The sequence below is a fragment of the Paenibacillus sp. FSL R10-2736 genome (assembly GCF_038000245.1).
Lineage (GTDB): Bacteria > Bacillota > Bacilli > Paenibacillales > Paenibacillaceae > Paenibacillus_AQ > Paenibacillus_AQ phytohabitans.
Map to the genome: position 1 here is coordinate 798,085 of NZ_JBBOBN010000001.1, position 16,131 is coordinate 814,215.

Consider the following 16,131-nt stretch of genomic DNA (forward strand, 5'->3'; position numbering starts at 1 on the left):
TCGTCTGCTTACTCATGAAAAGACCCAAACCGTCGTCTGGGTCTCAAGCATATATAAGCTGGCGGGTGGAACAGGGTGAAGCCTGTACGTTTAAGCTGGACCATTCGAATGGTGTGATATTACTATATGGAGAATTTAAGAGGATGACTGGGTTGCGGGTGCAAAAATACGCATATTACCAAACAACCTGCCAGACGTCCTTGCATACTATGAGAATATGCTAGAGAGAGGGAGGGTAAAGCTATGCCCAATGATGCTGTATTCAACCAGAACAGTCAGCCGCTGTATACAGAGCAGGTCAACACCTATATTGCTCCCGGTATTGATACCCTGCCTGAGGCGGGGGCAGCCATGTCAGGCTTATTGTTCGGATTTTCCTTTGCTTCCACAGTTACGACTGCTGCTCCGCTTGTGATGCAGGTATCCAATCCGGGCGGCAGCGGGCGTACGGTGTATATTTCGCGCGTAATCGCGAGCACCGGGACAGCTGCGGTAACCTTAACACTGCTGCGCAATGCAACAGTCGGGGGATCTATCGTAACCCCGGTCAACTATAACTTCGGCAGCGCCGTCACCAGTGTGACGACTGCACGGACAGCAACGGCGGCACCCACCGGAAGTCCGGCAACGTTAATGTCGCTGCTGCTGGCCACAGGTCCGGTGATTCTTGATTTGGACGGAAGAATAATCCTGCCCCCCGGCAGTTCGCTTACGATAAGCATTACAATTGCATCTGGCAGTACAGCGGCTACCGGGAACATCAGCTGGTGGGAGAACTAGAACCAGAATCAGATCAGAGCCAGAACGGGAGGGAGCGGATCATGCCTAATAATTATGTAATTAATGATAATGACCAGCCGGTCTATGTAGAGATGACGAATACCTTTCGGGCACCGGACATTAGCGCACCGCCGGAGATAAGCGCTTCCCAGTCTGCCGTTTTATTCTCGGCGAATGCTTCGAACTCGGCAACGATTGTCCTGGGACTTGCTTCTGCCATCATCACAGTGCGCATCAATAATCCGGCCGGCAGCGGCAGAACCTTATATTTATCCCGCGTAAGCGGCAGCATCGGCGGGACCTCGCTGCTGACCTCCATCTCAGGAACCTTTACCATTGTTAGAGGAGGGACAATCACTTCGCCTGCTACTGTAACTCCGGTGAATAATAATCTGGGCAGCCCGGCGGCCAGTGCCATGACGGTTCAGTCCTCTACCGCGGCAATCACCGGAGGAAGCGTATTAGCCACTTATCAATTAGCGCCGGGAGTATTTACTCCGGCCTTTACCGGAAGTATCATCGTTCCGCCTAACAATGCAATCAGCATCAATGTAACCTCCTCAAGTGCTGCGGTCGGAACCATTATCTCTGCGCTGAGTCTGATCTGGTGGGAGAGATAACCGCTGTTTTGCAGTCGGTTCATAGCAGGAACAGGGAGTAAACCTTGACTTCAGCTCTGTTAAGGTTTATTTTTCTATAAATGGATAAAATGGATATTAATAAGGGGTGAAATGAGGATAAATGATGGATAGCTGCTTGTTTATACACGGCTTCACCGGAGGCGAATATGAGATTGCTCCATTGTCCCAGTTTCTCGGAGCGCATGATTGCCTGTCCAGAACGTTTACGTTACAAGGACACGGGGGCAGCCGGAGTGATCTGCTCCAGTCGGACCGCCTGGGTTGGCGGCAAAGCGCCGAGGATGAGCTGAGTACATTGCTTAACCGGACAGAGGGTGTACATCTGATAGGTTTTTCTACAGGGGCGCTGATTGCTTCCCATCTATCGGTTCAATATAAGGCCAGGATCAAATCACTGACTTTGCTGTCCACCCCTGTGTTTCCGCTGAATCCGGTCCAGATCCTGCGGACGCTGGGGCAGCCGGAGATGATCAGGAATTACATCCGTAAATGGGGCTCCACTCCCGCGAAGGCCACAAGAGAATTTCAGCGTCTGGTCCGCGAGAGCTTTGAGATCTATCCGCAGATGGATCTGCCAACCCTCATTGTGCAGGGCAAGCGCGATCATCTGGTCAAATTCAAAAGTGCTGGCTATCTGGAGCAGACCATCCCCTCCGGCCGCAAGCAGGTGCTGATTATGGAAAAGAGCGGGCATATGGTCTGCCACAGCGAGGAGAGCCCGGCGATGATGAGGGAAGTGCTGCAGTTTATCCGCAGCTCCGGTCATTAATTCAGGGAAGGTAAACGGACAAGCCGAAGAGCCCCTTTTCACAATTCAGTGGAAGGGGCTCTTCGGCATGCAGTTTTTATTGTATGATTTCACATTGACATTGCCTATAGTGCGTGTTAATTTCAATTCAAGGAAACCGGTTTCCCCCGGGTAGGGCCGGTATAGCCCAGCCAAGTCCAGTCCGGGTTATTCATTCGGACGAATTGCCTCATTTAATCTATTCAGTCCGCAGACTACTTACTGCTTCGCAGGGAAGACAACCTTGGAATCAGCACCGGCTCCAGCAGCTGTCCGCTCTCAGTAGTGACCGTGGTGCCAAGCTTGTCCATTAATAACCGTCCTGCGGAGACCCCGAGCTGGAAGGTATCCATATTGAGTGAAGTTAGCGGAGGTGTGGTATAGGGAGACAGCGGGTATTCATCGAACGTGGCGATGCCCAGCTGCGCTGGAATCTGGACCTTCAGTTCCCGGGCAGCCTGGAGCACTCCAAAAGCAGAGAAGTTACTCATGCAGACAATAGCATCGGGCGGTTCTGCGCTTTGCAGCAGCTGCATAGCCGCGTCATAGCCATCCTCTTCGGCTGCTCTGCCATTGATAATCCGGTCGCTGCGCACCGGAAGTCCCGCCTGACGCAGCGTGGCCGTATAACCGGCGATACGGCGCAGGAACAGAGGCTCGTTCTGCTCTCCGCCAATAAAAGCAATCGAGGAATATCCCTGCTCCAGCAGATGCTTAGTCAGCACGGTTCCTCCCAGCTCATTGTCACAATCGACCCATGTTCCTGGAGGATTAATTTCACCGATCGAGATATAGGGGAACTCCAGCCTGTTAAGCTCTGCGCATAGCTCAGGAGTCAGCACAGAAGTGTTGGCAATGATACCGTCCACCCGCTTATTCAGCACCAGTCTGTGCAGGAAATGCCCCTCAGCCTGATCATGCTGAATGTTGGCAATGGTCAGCTCATATTTCAGAGGTCCGATGACGCTCTCCACCCCGCCGATAATGTTATAAAAGAACTGATTCAGAAATTCGCTTTCCTTAGACATATCGATCAGGATTGCGACCGTATTACTGCTTTGTCTGGCAAGTCCGGTGGCAATACTGCTGGGAGTATAGTTCATCTGTTTAATAATATCCCTGACCCGGGTTTTCGTTTCCTCGGATATTTTGGGAGAGTCATTCATTACCTTGGATACGGTGGATTTGGCAACCCCTGCCGCCTGGGCAATATCCTTAATCGTAACTTTCATAGCGATCCCTCTCGGTCATAACGGTATTTGTATTCCATGACAGTGAACTCGTTCTACCTGCCATAATAACACAGATTGTGCAAGCTACTCTATGCAGTACCAAAGGAGACTGAACCTGATGTCCAAGCATTTGTTTCTATACCATACGGCCGAAGACCCTTTCGCTTTCCCGGTAGGTTCCGGCACCCTTAAGTTGCGTTTATTTGTGCAGAGCGGACAGTCGCTCTGCTGTACCGTTATTCATTCCGACCGCTACGATTCACCCGGCAGCGAGCTTCCGCAGGAGATGGAGCGGACCGGTTCTGCCGGGGCATATGACATTCATGAGGCGGTACTCCGGACGGAGACCGGCAAATGCCGGTATCAGTTCCATATCAAGAATCCCGCAGGGGAAAATGTATGGTATGGAGAGAGGGGAGTATCGGAGAACCGGGAGCAGGCCGGGGCTTTTCAATATGCATATATTCACCGTCCGCAGGCAACCCTGCTGCCTTCCTGGACTGCAGATGCGATTGTTTATCAGATTTATCCCAGCAGCTACAACCAGGGGACGTTACAAGGCATTGCAGACAAAATCCCCTATTTGCACGGGCTGGGTGTGACCGCCATTTATATGACTCCGATCTTCGAATCGCCTTCTGAGCATAAATACAATACATCGGATTATTACAAGGTGGACCCGGGCTTTGGTACGATGGAGGATCTGAAAATGCTGGTTGATACAGCACACCGACACGGGATGAAGGTTCTGCTCGATGCGGTATTCAATCATGCCGGGGATACGTTCTTTGCCTTCAAGGATGTGTTGGAGCGGGGAGAGACATCGCCGTATAAAGACTGGTTCTATATCCGTTCTTTCCCTGTACGCCAGGCGCCGGTTCCCAGCTATGAGACCTTCGCCAAAGCGGAAGCCAGCATGCCGAAGCTGAATATGGATCATCCGGATGTAGCTGATTATATGATGGAGGTAGCCAAGTATTGGGTAAGGGAGGCGGGAATCGACGGCTGGAGGCTGGATGTGGCTAATGAAGTGTCCCCGGCCTTTTGGCCGAGGTTCCGCCGGGAATTGAAGGCCGAGTTCCCCGACCTCCTGCTGATTGGTGAGATTATGCATGCTTCCGGACCGTGGCTCCGGGGAGACCAGTTCGACGGCGGGATGAACTACGTGCTGCGGGATGCGGTGCTGGAGTTTTTTGCCGGACAATCTGCGGGCCCGGTCCGCTTCATGGAACAGGTGCTGCACCAGGAAGCCCTCTATAATGATCAGGCTAATTCAGCTATGTTCCAGCTGCTGGGCAGCCATGACACCTTGCGTTTTCTGACTGCCTGCAAGCAGGGAGGCAGGGGCTGGGACCATGAATCCACAAGCTTAAGCCGGATGAAGCTGGCTGTATTTTTCCAGATGACCTATATAGGTCTGCCCATGATTTATTACGGTGATGAAGTTGGAATGGAAGGGGCTACGGATCCCCACTGCCGGCAGCCGATGGTCTGGGAGGCTCAGGATCAGAATATCCTGCTGCAGGAATGGTACAAACAGCTGATCTCTCTGCGAAAAGAACATGAAGTGCTGCGGACAGGCGGATTCCGCCCGTGGTTTACAGACGAACCCCGCAATGTCCTAGGTTATGTGCGGCGCAGTGAACAGGACCGGATGGGCCTTATTATCAATAATTCTCCTAATGCGTACCAGCTTGAGCTGTGCAATTACCGCCCGGACAAAACTGTGCTGGTTGATCTGTTGAGCGGACTCACCATCCGCACCGATAAGCGGATGCTAGTGGAGATTGAGCCGTTTGGCTGTCTGATGCTGCATTAAATGAAGATCTGTATGAAACAGAGGCTTATTTCTTGTTTTTGTTTTTTTTGAGCTGCCGGAATTCCTGGTTCTCCCACTGTTTGAGCAGCGGATAGGGATCGAAGGCCCATTCGGTAATTCCGCGGTCACGGTAGATCCCGTAATGCAGATGGGGCGGGAATTTGCCCTGGGTGCCCGGACTGCCGTATCCGGAGCTGCCCACCCAGCCGATGGTCTGGCCTGGAATCACAATATCCCCCCGGGATAAGGACTTCTCATAACCCATCAAATGCGCGTAATAATGGTAGCGGTTCTCGATATCACGAATGCCGATCCGCCAGCCGCCGTAACGGTTCCAGCCCTTGGTCTCCACCACTCCGAAGCAGGTGCTGCGGACGGTCAAGCCATGCGGTGCGAACAAGTCCGTCCCTTCGTGTACACGCGCCCCGCCCCAGCTCCGGCCTGTTCCCCAGGTGCTGCGGTAGGCGTAGTTCGTACCTATGGGCAGCGGGAAGGCGCTGCCTGACAAGTCAAGCCGCCCGAAATGCTCATACAGCTTGGCGAACTGGGCTATCCGCTGAGCTGCGCGGCCGTTATGGTAATACTCCCAGATGCCGATGCTGAAGTCGCTGGAGGATCTGCCGTACTTAAGCAGATGCTCTGCCATGCTATAGAGCACATCAATATCATTCCCGGGATCGGCAATGCCGTCTCCCGTGCCGTCACGGCCGAAGCCGCCGAAGAAGGTGATGGATTCCGGGAATTTATCCTCCTGATTAGGGTTCAGGGGTCCGGACCATACGGGTGCCGGGATGGAGATACCGGTGAGCCGGGCCGGAGCTGCTGCGGAGTCTGCTTCTGAAGCCGCAGTGCTTTTTTTCTTTTTGGCGACAGACCGTTCATATTGATCAATCGCAGCGAACCGGAACCAGGGGATTCCGGTTGCTGCACTCATCTGTTCATAGAGCCCTTTGCGGGCAGCGGCGGCGGCTTCTTTGCTGTCTGCGGCTACGGGACCGCTGGACGTCAGCTCCGGCAGCTTATGATAACGGGCAGCGTGGGCGGGGGTACTCATAGCAGGGCTGCTGCCCCAGAGCAAGGCGGCTGCCGACATGCATATAAGGGTTCTCCGGGTGTTATAACTTCTGAATAGGGCAGGCATAATCTCAACCTCCTGTGTTCCGGACGCTTAGTCATCTATACATCCTCATGAAATGGCACCTTGCAGGTGCTTTTCTTTAGATTGAAGCAAAAGCGTTATTTTTATCCGTTACCTCCCAAAGGTTCACAAAAACAGGCAAATGACTATTCCACATGCTATAATATGAGGCAGCAACTTTTAACTATGAAAATGACATTCAGATCGAAAGCGGGGTTTCATCATTTTGACTAATAGAACAGCCAAACAGCCCAAGCCAGACTGGATCAAAATCAAGTTAACCACCGGTGAAGATTATCAGGAAATTAAGGGCATGATGCGTTCCAAGACGTTACATACCGTATGTGAAGAAGCGCGCTGTCCGAATATTTATGAATGCTGGGCGAACCGTACGGCAACCTTCATGATTCTGGGTGATATTTGCACACGGGCCTGCCGTTTCTGCGCTGTAAATACAGGATTGCCGACTGAACTCGATCTGCTCGAACCCGAACGTGTGGCTGAAGCAGCAGAAGGGATGATGCTTAAGCATTGTGTGGTTACCAGCGTGGCCCGCGATGACCTTAAGGATGGGGGCGCGCAGATTTTTGCCGAGACGGTGGCCGCTATTCGTAAGCGTCTTCCTCTGTGCAGCGTAGAGGTGCTGATTCCCGATTTCCTGGGCGACCGCGGGAGTCTGGAGATCGTGATGAACAGCAATCCGGATATTCTGAATCACAACATCGAGACCGTGGAACGCATGTCGGACCGTGTCCGGGCCAGAGCCAAATACCGCCGTTCCCTGGAGCTGCTGCGCCGTGCGAAGGAGATTAAGCCGGATATTCCAACGAAATCGAGCATTATGCTTGGGGTCGGCGAGGAGTGGGACGAAATTCTGCAGGCGATGGATGACCTGAGAGCGGCAGATTGTGATATATTGACATTAGGACAATATCTTCAGCCTTCGCCGAAACATCTGAACGTGGAGAAGTATTATCCGCCGGAAGAATTCGCTATGCTGAAGGAAGAGGGAATGAAGCGCGGCTTCAGCCATGTGGAGGCGGGTCCACTGGTGCGCAGCTCCTATCATGCGCATGATCAGGTGAAGTCTGCTGCGGTTGCGCGTGAGGCGCGTTCGGTTTCCCAGGCTTAAGTGTAGTGCTTAATCTTGTGTGCGTTCTATAATGTAATCTTTACAAAAATTTGCTGTGCAAATTTGCCTCGTGACGGAGTCACAGGGGGTAGGTTTTAAATGCTTTTTTAAAGTATTAGCTTTAAATTGGCTCTATGCTTTAGCCTTAAGGTTACGGCTTCAGGTTTCAGTTGTTAAAAAGGGGAAAGGACCAATGGCGCGTTAGCGGCGAGGTCCTGGGGTGTGCGGTTGCACCACCCCTCCGCGTTGATGGAGTCATGGAATGACGGCTTATCAACGCCCCCAACCCTCTCATAGAAAGGCAGGCGACACACGCTTGATCGTTATAGGTGGAAAAGGTTACGAGCTCATGCTCGATCATAAGGACGGCTGGAACCCGGAAGCATTTCGCGGAAGGTACAGCGAGGTGCTGGACCGCTACGATTATATTATCGGCGACTGGGGGTACAGCCAATTGCGTCTGAAGGGCTTCTACCGGGATAATCACCCTAAGGTGAACCGGGATACGGCTATTTCAGGCATGGTGGATTATATTAATGAATACTGTAATTTTGGCTGTGCGTATTTTGTGCTGCACAAGCTGAAGGAAGCTCCGCAGGAGGGAACCTTCAAGGATATTCTGATTAAGGAAGTTCCTGAACCGGGAACGGAGGAAGAACTGGAGCAGGAGGCTGCCGAGTCGGCAGGGAATGTGAAAGATCACCGCGAATCCCCGTCTAAGGGGGGGAACCGGGACAAGGATAACGCAGGCGGTTCGGGCCGGGAGCATGCTGCCAAAGACAGACCTGTGCGTGAGCACCAGAGCCGGAATCACCGCAACAAGGAGCAAGGCAAGAAGAACCATAAAGAGTTCCAGGGCAGAGGCCAGCAGGGCAATCAGGGTGGCAATCAAGGCAACTCACATAATCAAAAGCAGAACAAAGAGAACAGAGAGAACAATCCCAACAGACAGAACAACCAGAACAAGCAGGATAACCCAAGCAACCAGAACAAGCAAGATAACCCAAGCAACCAAAACAATCAAAATAAACAGGATAGCCAGAACAGCCAGAACCCGAATAACAGCCAAAGTTAGCAACGCCTGTTCACGGGGCGGTTATTCTCCAGGTTTTCTCCAATTTTTCGGTGCATTCTCCCGCAGTGTCGCTTAGGCGCTGCCGATAACCTAAAGAGTCCCTTCAGCCACATGGCTGGAGGGACTCTTTCGATGTCAGTGCTGTATTTTAGCTAATAATGATTTGAGCTTATTGCGCACATATAGAGAAGCAGATAAGTGGAAAAAGTACATCTAATAATACCGGATTTCAAATGCTCAGCGAAATAGTTGGAAAAACGTTACTTATTTGCGGCCTACCTGCCGAATAACGGGGATGTGGACAGAATTAAGTGACATAAATCCATTTAGATTCCACAGAGAATGCTGGAGGTATTAAATAAGTGTCAAAAATCCAATTATTTAACCGATAATTTCAGCTGATTCTGGGCAGCGTTGTAGCTCCATGTAAGCAGCGGGAACTTTTTCTTGAAGGCACCCAGCTCGATGAAGGTTTCGCCGTCCTGGTATAGCGCCTCTTTGGCGGCCAGGGTGAATCCCGAACTTTTGCCGGCCCCGGTCGTAATCAGCACCTTCTTGTTCTTCGCGTCCCAGGTTACTTCACTCTCTACAAGCGCGGACAGTACGCGGGAGGAGGCATAGACTTTATCCCCCTGCTTGATCAGACCGACATTTCCGGCAAAAGCAGCACCGTTGATATCGAGAATATGATTGTCACCGGAGGCTGTGATTCCGGTCAGTCCGGCGATCTGCAGAGCCGTGATCAGCTGGGCCGTTTTGCCCTTGATCTCAATATCAGGAGCGAGTCCGATGTGGTTGAAATCCTCCTTGCTTGGAGTCAGATACTTCATCGTTGTCAGCTTCAGCTCGCCGCCGTCCGACATGGGAATCAGACTCTGAATCCGCGCCTTGCCGTAAGAACGGGTACCGACAATTGTAGCCAGTTTGTTGTCGCGGAGTGCCCCGGTCAAAGCTTCGGAAGCACTGGCGGTGTATTCATTGGTCAGTACAACAACGGGAACGCCGATTTTGCTGCCGTTTGTGATCGTTACAGGTGTCAGTACGCCGCTCTGGTCGGAGGTATACATCATAATTCCGGCATCCATAAACTTGGCGGCAATATTCTGGGCGCTATCCATGTAGCCGCCTGTATTGTCACGCAGATCGAGCACCAGTGACTTCATTCCTGCTGCTCGCATTTTATCCAGCGCTGTGGAGAACTCTTCGTCAGCGGTCTGTGTGAAGCCGTTGATGGCAATATAGGCAACCTTGGACCCGATAATTGTGCTGGTAACGGATGTTGTGGTAATTTCACTGCGGGTAACACTGTAGGATTTGCTAACGCCGTTCCGCTGGATCAGCAGAGAGACCTTCGTGCCGGACGCGCCGGCAAGCTCATCGCCTGCCGTATCATCTACCCTTACACCGTTAATCTTAAGAATGATATCCCCGCGTTTCAGACCGGCTTTCTCTGCGGGGGAACCGCTCATCACTTCTTCAATGTAGAGTTCTTTGGGCGTATATACGAGCCGGACGCCGATGCCGACATATTCCAGATCAACCGCGTGGCCGAAGTCAGCGGCTTCCGCCTGATCGAAATATTGGCTGTAGGGATCATCCAGCGTACTTACCATGCCGTCAATCGCACCACGGATGAGCGTATCCTGATCAATACCCTCCACATTGTAGTACTCAAGATATTCCATAATTTCATTGATGATATCCGTTTTGGAGGATTGCACTGCTTCAGTGGAAGCAGCAGCGTCTGCGGCCGAAGCGGCAGGAGCCCAAGCGATGGATAAAGCCAAGCAGCCGCTTAGGGCTGCAGTAAGGATCTTGGCTGATTTCATAAGTTCATACATCCTTTTGATATATTTTGATATTCTAGGATTGCGCACTATCAAAGCTGATGTGATAAGTGTCGTCAATGGTCCATGAGCCGCTTTCCGATTTGCTCAGAATGAAGATGAGGGACTGGGTGTAGCTCTCTCCCGATTCACCGTCTTTTATTGAGACTTCCGTGTAGACCGCAGCTTCGTCGGCCGCATAATAGTAGATATTCGCATTTGTCAGCGAGTAGCTGAGATCATAGGAATCGAAAAGATCCTGCAGATCGGCTGCACTGGCAGCGTCGTATTCCTCACCGTAAGAGGTCATTAGTGCCTGGGTTCCATCAACATTCTGGGTAGTCATGTTCTGATAATATTTGCTGAGATTATCCTTGATTACTGTGGCGTCACCCTGTGGAAGCACCGCCTGCTTCATGCCTTGCTCGCGTGTAAGCAGCACCGTGGATTCCTGTACCTCCATTCCGGAGATTTTCCAGGACCCGTCCTTACGGACCAGTGTGTACAAATATTCGAACTGCTCATCCGGGATATAATAACCGCCGGTTCTAACCGAGCTTTCGACAGTGTAGACAGTAGCCTCGTCTCCGGCAAGACTCAGAATCTTAAGGCTTGTAATGGTATTCTTGAGGTCGTACAGCTCGAACAGGGAATTCATATCCGTTACAGATTCCATATTATCGGATTCGGAATCCACCAGGGAGTAGAAGCTGATGGCTTTTTCTTCATTATAATATTTATTGGATAATTGAATGAGTGCTGTAATATCCTTCTCATCGCTGGAGGAGGATTGCGGTACTGTAATTTTCACGCTCCGGCTGGCTGAATCCCAGACGGCTGTTCCGCCGGTGGCTTCAGCTATGAAACGCAGCGGTATGTAAGTTGTACCTGCCGTGGATACCGGAGCAACCGTAAGCTGCTTGACCGTACCGTTGACAGTAGCACGTTTGCTGCCGACCTTAAGGCTGATATTCAGGCCTGTCCCTGTCCCTGTAACTGTTCCTGTCTTGGAATCCCATAGCACCTGCAGCCCGAGCTTCTCGAATATAACCCGGAATGGCACCAGCACCGTATTATCCTTCAGATAAGGGGTTCCGGCGGTGAAGGTAAGATTGCTGTTGTTTATGTAGACTTTGATAGGTTTCTCTGCTGCAAAAGCGGGAACGGCCAGTACGAGGGCCAGCAGGCTCACGCCAATGAGGGATAGTAGTTTTTTCAATAGATTCTCTCCTTTTAATTAGCAAACTTTGTAAAATAGGTTCATTATACCATTTGAAAATTCCCTCTGTCCATTTCTTATGAACGATGCTCCGGAGGTAGCAGGACTCCGGGCAGGCGGCATGATAAAGCCGGAGAGGCGGGGCATCTCCGGCTGTAAGAGCAATGGAAAGCAGACGTATCATTTGGTTCGGATATCCTTCTATTCCCCAGAAATCCTACACTAGAAACGCTTCACGGACACGGTTCCAGAAAGGGAAAGGGCGGTACCGGGCAAAACTGATTTTTTTGTCGGACACCTGGCAACGTACAGAGATCAGATCATCCACAGGTATATTGTTATGGTCCACGGTCAGCAGCAGACGCTGATCCTTGCGCGAGAAAATATCGCAGTGATGATGCTTGGGCAGCAGCAGCGGTGAACCCATCGTGCGGAATACCCGGTTATTAATCGAAGCAATCTCCGAAATCTGCAGCGCCTCGATCGTGGGATGCACCATGGCGCCTCCCAGACTTTTGTTATAAGCGGTACTGCCGGAGGGGGTAGAGATGCAAATGCCGTCACCGCGGAACATTTCGAAGGTTACATCGTTAATATCAATCTGGATGACAACCGTTCCGTCTACGCCTTTAAGTGTGAATTCGTTCAGGGCAATATGCGAGCTTGAACCGGACTTCTTGTGAATTTCCAGTTCAAGGAGCGGATACTGCACCATGCGTGGATTATGCGGCCCAATATCTCCGCACATATAATCAATCAGGGTCGGCAGCTCTTCAGCTTGCCAGTCCGCATAGAAGCCCAGATGCCCGGTATGCACACCGACAAAAGCCAAATTAGGAATCTGGTCGATAAACGTATGAAAAGCATGCAGCATGGTGCCGTCGCCGCCAATCGATATCACAATTTCCGGAGACTTGGCATCCAGCTCCAAATCCCGCTCCGCCGCCAGCTTGTGAAATTGCTCCGCTAGTTGGATGGACAATTCATCTCCGCGGTCCAGAACATAATATCTCAAGATGTACAGGCTCCTTTGTATGATTCAGTCATACACCGATCATAATCAATCTTGACCCGGAACACAATATTTGAATCTTTTAAAAACGCCGCAGCCTGCCCGCCAGCAGCATCAGCAGCGACAGCACCAGCATGCAGGCCAGCAGCAGGCAGAGCAGGCTGATGCTGCTGATCAGGGCCGAATCCGGTGAAGCCAGGCCGGAGGCAACGGGCAGTGTGCCCCACTGTCCGGCCAATCCTGAGCTGACCACCGGCTTCCAGAGCAGAAGAACAAGTCCGGCAGAGAGCAGGGCATGCACTAACCGTGCGGCCATAAAGGGAAGGTAACGCAGTCCGGTGCCATTCAGTATACTGGCTACCTGGGCGTGAACGGATAATCCGCCCCAAGAGAGGATGAACGCTGCAGCGGCCACCTTGAACTGCAGCGGAATTCCTGCAGCCGCTTCTCCGGCCGAGCGGGCGCCGAGTGTCACCTCGAATAACCCGCTGACCAGAGCGGCCGAGAGCCCCGGCGGGAATCCGGCCAGGGACAGCAGCCGGCCGGTGGTACTGAACAGCATGGACATAATTCCGGCGCGGGCAAGCAGCTCCATTAGCACATTGAAGAATACTACCAGCCCCCCAACGACAATAATAAGCTGAAGCGAGGACTGGATGGCGTTCCTAAGCAGTTCGCCGAGACTTCGGCCGTCTTTGCGGCGGGCTTCAGCCATGGCATTCATCGCGGTGCGCAGTCTGCCGTAGCTTGGTCCTGACGGGGCTGCAGATGAGGGGGCTGCGGGCGTAGAGGGAGCTGTCCCGGAGTCCCCGGGTCTGCTGCGGCCATGAAATGACATCAGCAGGCCGACGATGAATCCGCCCCCGTAATGGGCAAGGGCGAGGATAAGCCCGAGGGAGGCATCATGGAAGAACCCGACGGATACGGCGCCAAGCAGGAAAATGGGGTCTGAGGAGGTGGTGAAGGCCACCAGCCGTTCCCCTTCCACCTTGCTGATCATTCCCTGCTCCCGCAGCTTGGCGGTTAATTTGGCGCCGACGGGATATCCTGACACATATCCCATGGCAGCCACGAATCCGCCGCTGCCGGGTATATTGAAGAGCGGGCGCATAAGCGGATCAAGCAGCGCCCCGAAGAGGTGGACGATGCCAAAGCCCAGCATGATTTCGGAAATGACGAAGAAGGGGAACAATGAAGGAAACAGCACGTCCCACCAGACAGCCAGCCCGCGAAGTGCCGCATCCAGAGAGCTGGACGGATGGATCAGCATCAGCAGCATGCAGCCCGCCAGCAGGATACCGAGCAGCGGGCCGGCAATTTTGTTCAGTGTCATCGATGGCACCTCCAATTCTATGCTTAGTTGTATGCCGGAAGTGGGACAAACAGCACAAAAATAACGAGGAAAGCGGTTACATTTACCGGTGCTTTTTCACCGGAATTATGATATTATAAAATTAATTAATGCACATCTGATCAAGATTGATTTAAGGGATGGAGTGATGGTGATGAGTGTAGTTGCCGGAGTTCTTGTTTGTGCTTTTGTATATGTAATCCGGGTCTCTCTTGTCCCGCCTGGTGATGAAGAATTTAGAACCTACTGACTACAGTAGTTAACGAGCGCTGAACTTAGGTTTGGCGCCTTTTTTTTGTGTTTTTTCCCTTAGGATGCATGTCTTAAGGCAGGGATAACTGTGGAGCTTATTTTTTGGTATAATAAAATAACTGCTTGTCAGATTAACAGGGAAGAAGGCTGAAGCCTCCAATGAATTCGAATGAGAGTCTGTTTGACAACCTGGGAGGTGCCGAGGGAGTTCACCGTCTGGTGGAAGTGTTCTACTCCAAGGTACAGCTCCACCCGCAGCTAAGTCCGTTATTTCCTGAAGATATTACTCCTGTACTGGAGAAGCAATATCAGTTTCTAAGCCAGTTTTTTGGTGGTCCTGCACTTTATTCGGAGCAGCACGGCCATCCCATGATGAGAGCCAGGCATATGCATATTCCCATCACTCCGGAACGGGCGGATGACTGGCTGAACTGCATGAAGGCCGCACTTGAAGAGACCGGTGTGGAAGAGCCCCTGCGTTCGTTCGTACTCAGCCGGCTGGCGGGTCCTGCGCATCATTTTGTCAATATGCCCCATGAATAAGAGCTGCTGTGAAAGGATGAGGGCGTTTTGCCGGAATTAATACCCCTGTATTCAATTAAGGTTGTATGCTGCAACTGCGAACATGAATTTTCAACATCCAGAGTACGTCCCAGTCTCAAAAAAGCCATCCGCCGTGATGCTGATTTCTGCTCGTATTACAAGGATGAGAATCCTGACTATTATGTTGTGCGTGTCTGTCCGAAGTGCGGCTTCGCATCCACGGAGAATTCAGCAGACAAACTGGTGGAATGGCAGCGCAAATCTTTTGAAGCGCAGGTGGGCAGACGCTGGGTAACCCGTGACTTCGGGGACAAGCGCAGCTGGGAGGTAGCTCTGGAGACTTACAAGCTGGCTCTGATCTGCGCACAAAGCATCAAGGACAAGGAACGGATCATTGCAAGCCTGCTGCACCATATTGCCTGGCTATACCGCTATCAAGGGGATACGGTACAGGAGCAGCGTTTCTTGCGTTACTCGCTTGATGAGTATGTGAAGGTGTTCGAGAATGATTCCTCCGGAGGAAATGATGCCCGTCTGATGTATCTGATCGGGGAGCTTAACCGCCGTGTCGGTGATTTCGCTGTGGCTGTGAGGTGGTTCTCCCGCGTAATTAATGACCAGAGAATTACAGATGCGGCTATGATCCGCGCTTCACGTGAACAGTGGGCCATTCTGCGGGAGCAGATGCGCGGAGAAGAGATTGATCCGGACGGGCTTCCGTCGGCTACATAGAGAACCGCACTTGGATTTTGAATGTCGGTCCGGAGTCATCCGGACACCAAAAAGGCGTAGAAGAGAAAACTCCTCATACGCCTGTATTTGGTGACTGAAGCCGGGGAACTGTCTTCCGCTGCTTAGCGGACAGCCCGGTCGAACAGCAGATAGTCCCCGTCATTGTCGATGACCGTGGGGCTGGCACTGCAGCAGGGGAAGACCAGCAGCTTTTTTTTGCCGTCACGCACGATTTGCAGCTCTTTGGGCTTCATAGGCAGAAGAACATTCTCCTGGTCGCAGAACGGGCAGTATTGCACGTACATGTCTCCCAGAATAATATCATAAGGCCAGGTATGGCTAAAGGGAATCATTCCTTGTCCTGCTCTGTACTTGCTTTCTTGGATAATTCGGCGATTTTTTGCAGCAGGATATGTTGAGGCATATGCATCAGGTGTTCCAGCGGAACGCCGAGTTGTTTGGATAACGTAATGGCCGTTTCCGGCGAAATTTGCAGTGGCTTCACAAGGGTGGCCTCCTTAACATTGGTGGACTATCGTAATTCACTTTACCATGGCTGCAGCACAAATACAAAGAAAACCAATATGAACAA

Annotated in this window: 16 protein-coding genes; 8 read left to right on the plus strand and 8 right to left on the minus strand. The window is 51.9% G+C overall.

All coding sequences use genetic code 11. The features are described from left to right. Window positions 1-243: 243 nt before the first annotated feature. The 3 genes from NSQ73_RS03540 to NSQ73_RS03550 all read left to right on the plus strand — a co-directional run bounded on the left by NSQ73_RS03540 (window position 244) and on the right by NSQ73_RS03550 (window position 2,190). On the plus strand, window positions 244-780 hold the full coding sequence (locus NSQ73_RS03540; protein WP_171720140.1) for a hypothetical protein: 537 nt from the start codon (window positions 244-246) through the stop codon (window positions 778-780). Window positions 781-821: 41 nt separating this feature from the next. Beyond that, a complete protein-coding gene (locus NSQ73_RS03545; protein ID WP_340985412.1) occupies window positions 822-1,400 on the plus strand; it encodes a hypothetical protein in 579 nt (192 codons plus the stop codon). Window positions 1,401-1,521: 121 nt separating this feature from the next. After that, window positions 1,522-2,190 carry an alpha/beta hydrolase gene (locus NSQ73_RS03550; protein ID WP_340985413.1) on the plus strand — a complete coding sequence of 223 codons (669 nt, stop codon included), beginning with the start codon at window positions 1,522-1,524 and terminating at the stop codon, window positions 2,188-2,190. Between the two features lie 233 nt (window positions 2,191-2,423). Here NSQ73_RS03550 and NSQ73_RS03555 read toward each other — a convergent pair whose 3' ends face one another. Beyond that, window positions 2,424-3,440, minus strand: a complete 1,017-nt coding sequence (locus NSQ73_RS03555) for a LacI family DNA-binding transcriptional regulator (RefSeq protein ID WP_340985414.1) — start codon at window positions 3,438-3,440, stop codon at window positions 2,424-2,426. 118 nt (window positions 3,441-3,558) lie between these two features. Between NSQ73_RS03555 and NSQ73_RS03560 the strand changes: the two genes are divergently transcribed. Further along, the gene (locus tag NSQ73_RS03560) at window positions 3,559-5,259 is read left to right on the plus strand and encodes an alpha amylase N-terminal ig-like domain-containing protein (protein ID WP_340985415.1); all 1,701 of its coding nucleotides are present in this window, start codon (window positions 3,559-3,561) and stop codon (window positions 5,257-5,259) included. Window positions 5,260-5,284: 25 nt separating this feature from the next. Here NSQ73_RS03560 and NSQ73_RS03565 read toward each other — a convergent pair whose 3' ends face one another. After that, window positions 5,285-6,400, minus strand: a complete 1,116-nt coding sequence (locus NSQ73_RS03565; protein WP_340985416.1) for a M23 family metallopeptidase — start codon at window positions 6,398-6,400, stop codon at window positions 5,285-5,287. 223 nt (window positions 6,401-6,623) lie between these two features. On the opposite strand from NSQ73_RS03565, the gene lipA reads away from it, so the two are divergent. Both lipA and NSQ73_RS03575 read left to right on the plus strand, forming a co-directional pair. Further along, complete coding sequence (lipA, locus tag NSQ73_RS03570) at window positions 6,624-7,529, plus strand: lipoyl synthase (RefSeq protein WP_039307183.1); 906 nt, start codon at window positions 6,624-6,626, stop codon at window positions 7,527-7,529. Between the two features lie 316 nt (window positions 7,530-7,845). Beyond that, window positions 7,846-8,604: a YutD family protein gene (locus NSQ73_RS03575; protein WP_340985417.1), complete on the plus strand. Its 759-nt coding sequence runs from the start codon at window positions 7,846-7,848 to the stop codon at window positions 8,602-8,604. A 377-nt stretch (window positions 8,605-8,981) separates the two neighbouring features. On the opposite strand, the gene NSQ73_RS03580 is transcribed toward NSQ73_RS03575, so the two are convergent. The 4 genes from NSQ73_RS03580 to ylbJ form a co-directional block, all read right to left on the minus strand. Continuing rightward, window positions 8,982-10,433 carry a S41 family peptidase gene (locus NSQ73_RS03580; protein WP_340985418.1) on the minus strand — a complete coding sequence of 484 codons (1,452 nt, stop codon included), beginning with the start codon at window positions 10,431-10,433 and terminating at the stop codon, window positions 8,982-8,984. 34 nt (window positions 10,434-10,467) lie between these two features. Then, complete coding sequence (locus tag NSQ73_RS03585; protein WP_340985419.1) at window positions 10,468-11,649, minus strand: copper amine oxidase N-terminal domain-containing protein; 1,182 nt, start codon at window positions 11,647-11,649, stop codon at window positions 10,468-10,470. 217 nt (window positions 11,650-11,866) lie between these two features. Continuing rightward, window positions 11,867-12,664, minus strand: a complete 798-nt coding sequence (locus NSQ73_RS03590) for an NAD kinase (protein WP_039307186.1) — start codon at window positions 12,662-12,664, stop codon at window positions 11,867-11,869. A 79-nt stretch (window positions 12,665-12,743) separates the two neighbouring features. Then, a complete protein-coding gene (gene ylbJ / locus NSQ73_RS03595) occupies window positions 12,744-13,994 on the minus strand; it encodes a sporulation integral membrane protein YlbJ (RefSeq protein WP_340985420.1) in 1,251 nt (416 codons plus the stop codon). A gap of 429 nt (window positions 13,995-14,423) precedes the next feature. Between ylbJ and NSQ73_RS03600 the strand changes: the two genes are divergently transcribed. Together NSQ73_RS03600 and NSQ73_RS03605 are read left to right on the plus strand one after the other, a co-directional pair. Then, a complete protein-coding gene (locus NSQ73_RS03600) occupies window positions 14,424-14,807 on the plus strand; it encodes a globin domain-containing protein (protein ID WP_042139845.1) in 384 nt (127 codons plus the stop codon). Window positions 14,808-14,834: 27 nt separating this feature from the next. Next, window positions 14,835-15,539 carry a DUF2225 domain-containing protein gene (locus tag NSQ73_RS03605; RefSeq protein WP_340985421.1) on the plus strand — a complete coding sequence of 235 codons (705 nt, stop codon included), beginning with the start codon at window positions 14,835-14,837 and terminating at the stop codon, window positions 15,537-15,539. 122 nt (window positions 15,540-15,661) lie between these two features. On the opposite strand, the gene NSQ73_RS03610 is transcribed toward NSQ73_RS03605, so the two are convergent. After that, a complete protein-coding gene (locus NSQ73_RS03610) occupies window positions 15,662-15,892 on the minus strand; it encodes a hypothetical protein (protein ID WP_039307194.1) in 231 nt (76 codons plus the stop codon). Next, window positions 15,889-16,044, minus strand: a complete 156-nt coding sequence (locus NSQ73_RS03615) for a YycC family protein (RefSeq protein WP_076248154.1) — start codon at window positions 16,042-16,044, stop codon at window positions 15,889-15,891. The genes NSQ73_RS03610 and NSQ73_RS03615 overlap by 4 nt, the downstream gene beginning before the upstream one ends. Window positions 16,045-16,131 lie beyond the last annotated feature (87 nt).

What these genes read in the sequence shown, in the direction of transcription:
- ylbJ (WP_340985420.1), bottom strand. Translation starts at nt 13,994, where the DNA reads ATGACACTGAACAAAATTGCCGGCCCGCTGCTCGGTATCCTGCTGGCG.
- NSQ73_RS03580 (WP_340985418.1), bottom strand. Translation starts at nt 10,433, where the DNA reads ATGAAATCAGCCAAGATCCTTACTGCAGCCCTAAGCGGCTGCTTGGCT.
- NSQ73_RS03565 (WP_340985416.1), bottom strand. Translation starts at nt 6,400, where the DNA reads ATGCCTGCCCTATTCAGAAGTTATAACACCCGGAGAACCCTTATATGC.
- NSQ73_RS03545 (WP_340985412.1), top strand. Translation starts at nt 822, where the DNA reads ATGCCTAATAATTATGTAATTAATGATAATGACCAGCCGGTCTATGTA.
- NSQ73_RS03560 (WP_340985415.1), top strand. Translation starts at nt 3,559, where the DNA reads ATGTCCAAGCATTTGTTTCTATACCATACGGCCGAAGACCCTTTCGCT.
- NSQ73_RS03600 (WP_042139845.1), top strand. Translation starts at nt 14,424, where the DNA reads ATGAATTCGAATGAGAGTCTGTTTGACAACCTGGGAGGTGCCGAGGGA.
- NSQ73_RS03550 (WP_340985413.1), top strand. Translation starts at nt 1,522, where the DNA reads ATGATGGATAGCTGCTTGTTTATACACGGCTTCACCGGAGGCGAATAT.
- NSQ73_RS03555 (WP_340985414.1), bottom strand. Translation starts at nt 3,440, where the DNA reads ATGAAAGTTACGATTAAGGATATTGCCCAGGCGGCAGGGGTTGCCAAA.
- NSQ73_RS03610 (WP_039307194.1), bottom strand. Translation starts at nt 15,892, where the DNA reads ATGATTCCCTTTAGCCATACCTGGCCTTATGATATTATTCTGGGAGAC.
- NSQ73_RS03540 (WP_171720140.1), top strand. Translation starts at nt 244, where the DNA reads ATGCCCAATGATGCTGTATTCAACCAGAACAGTCAGCCGCTGTATACA.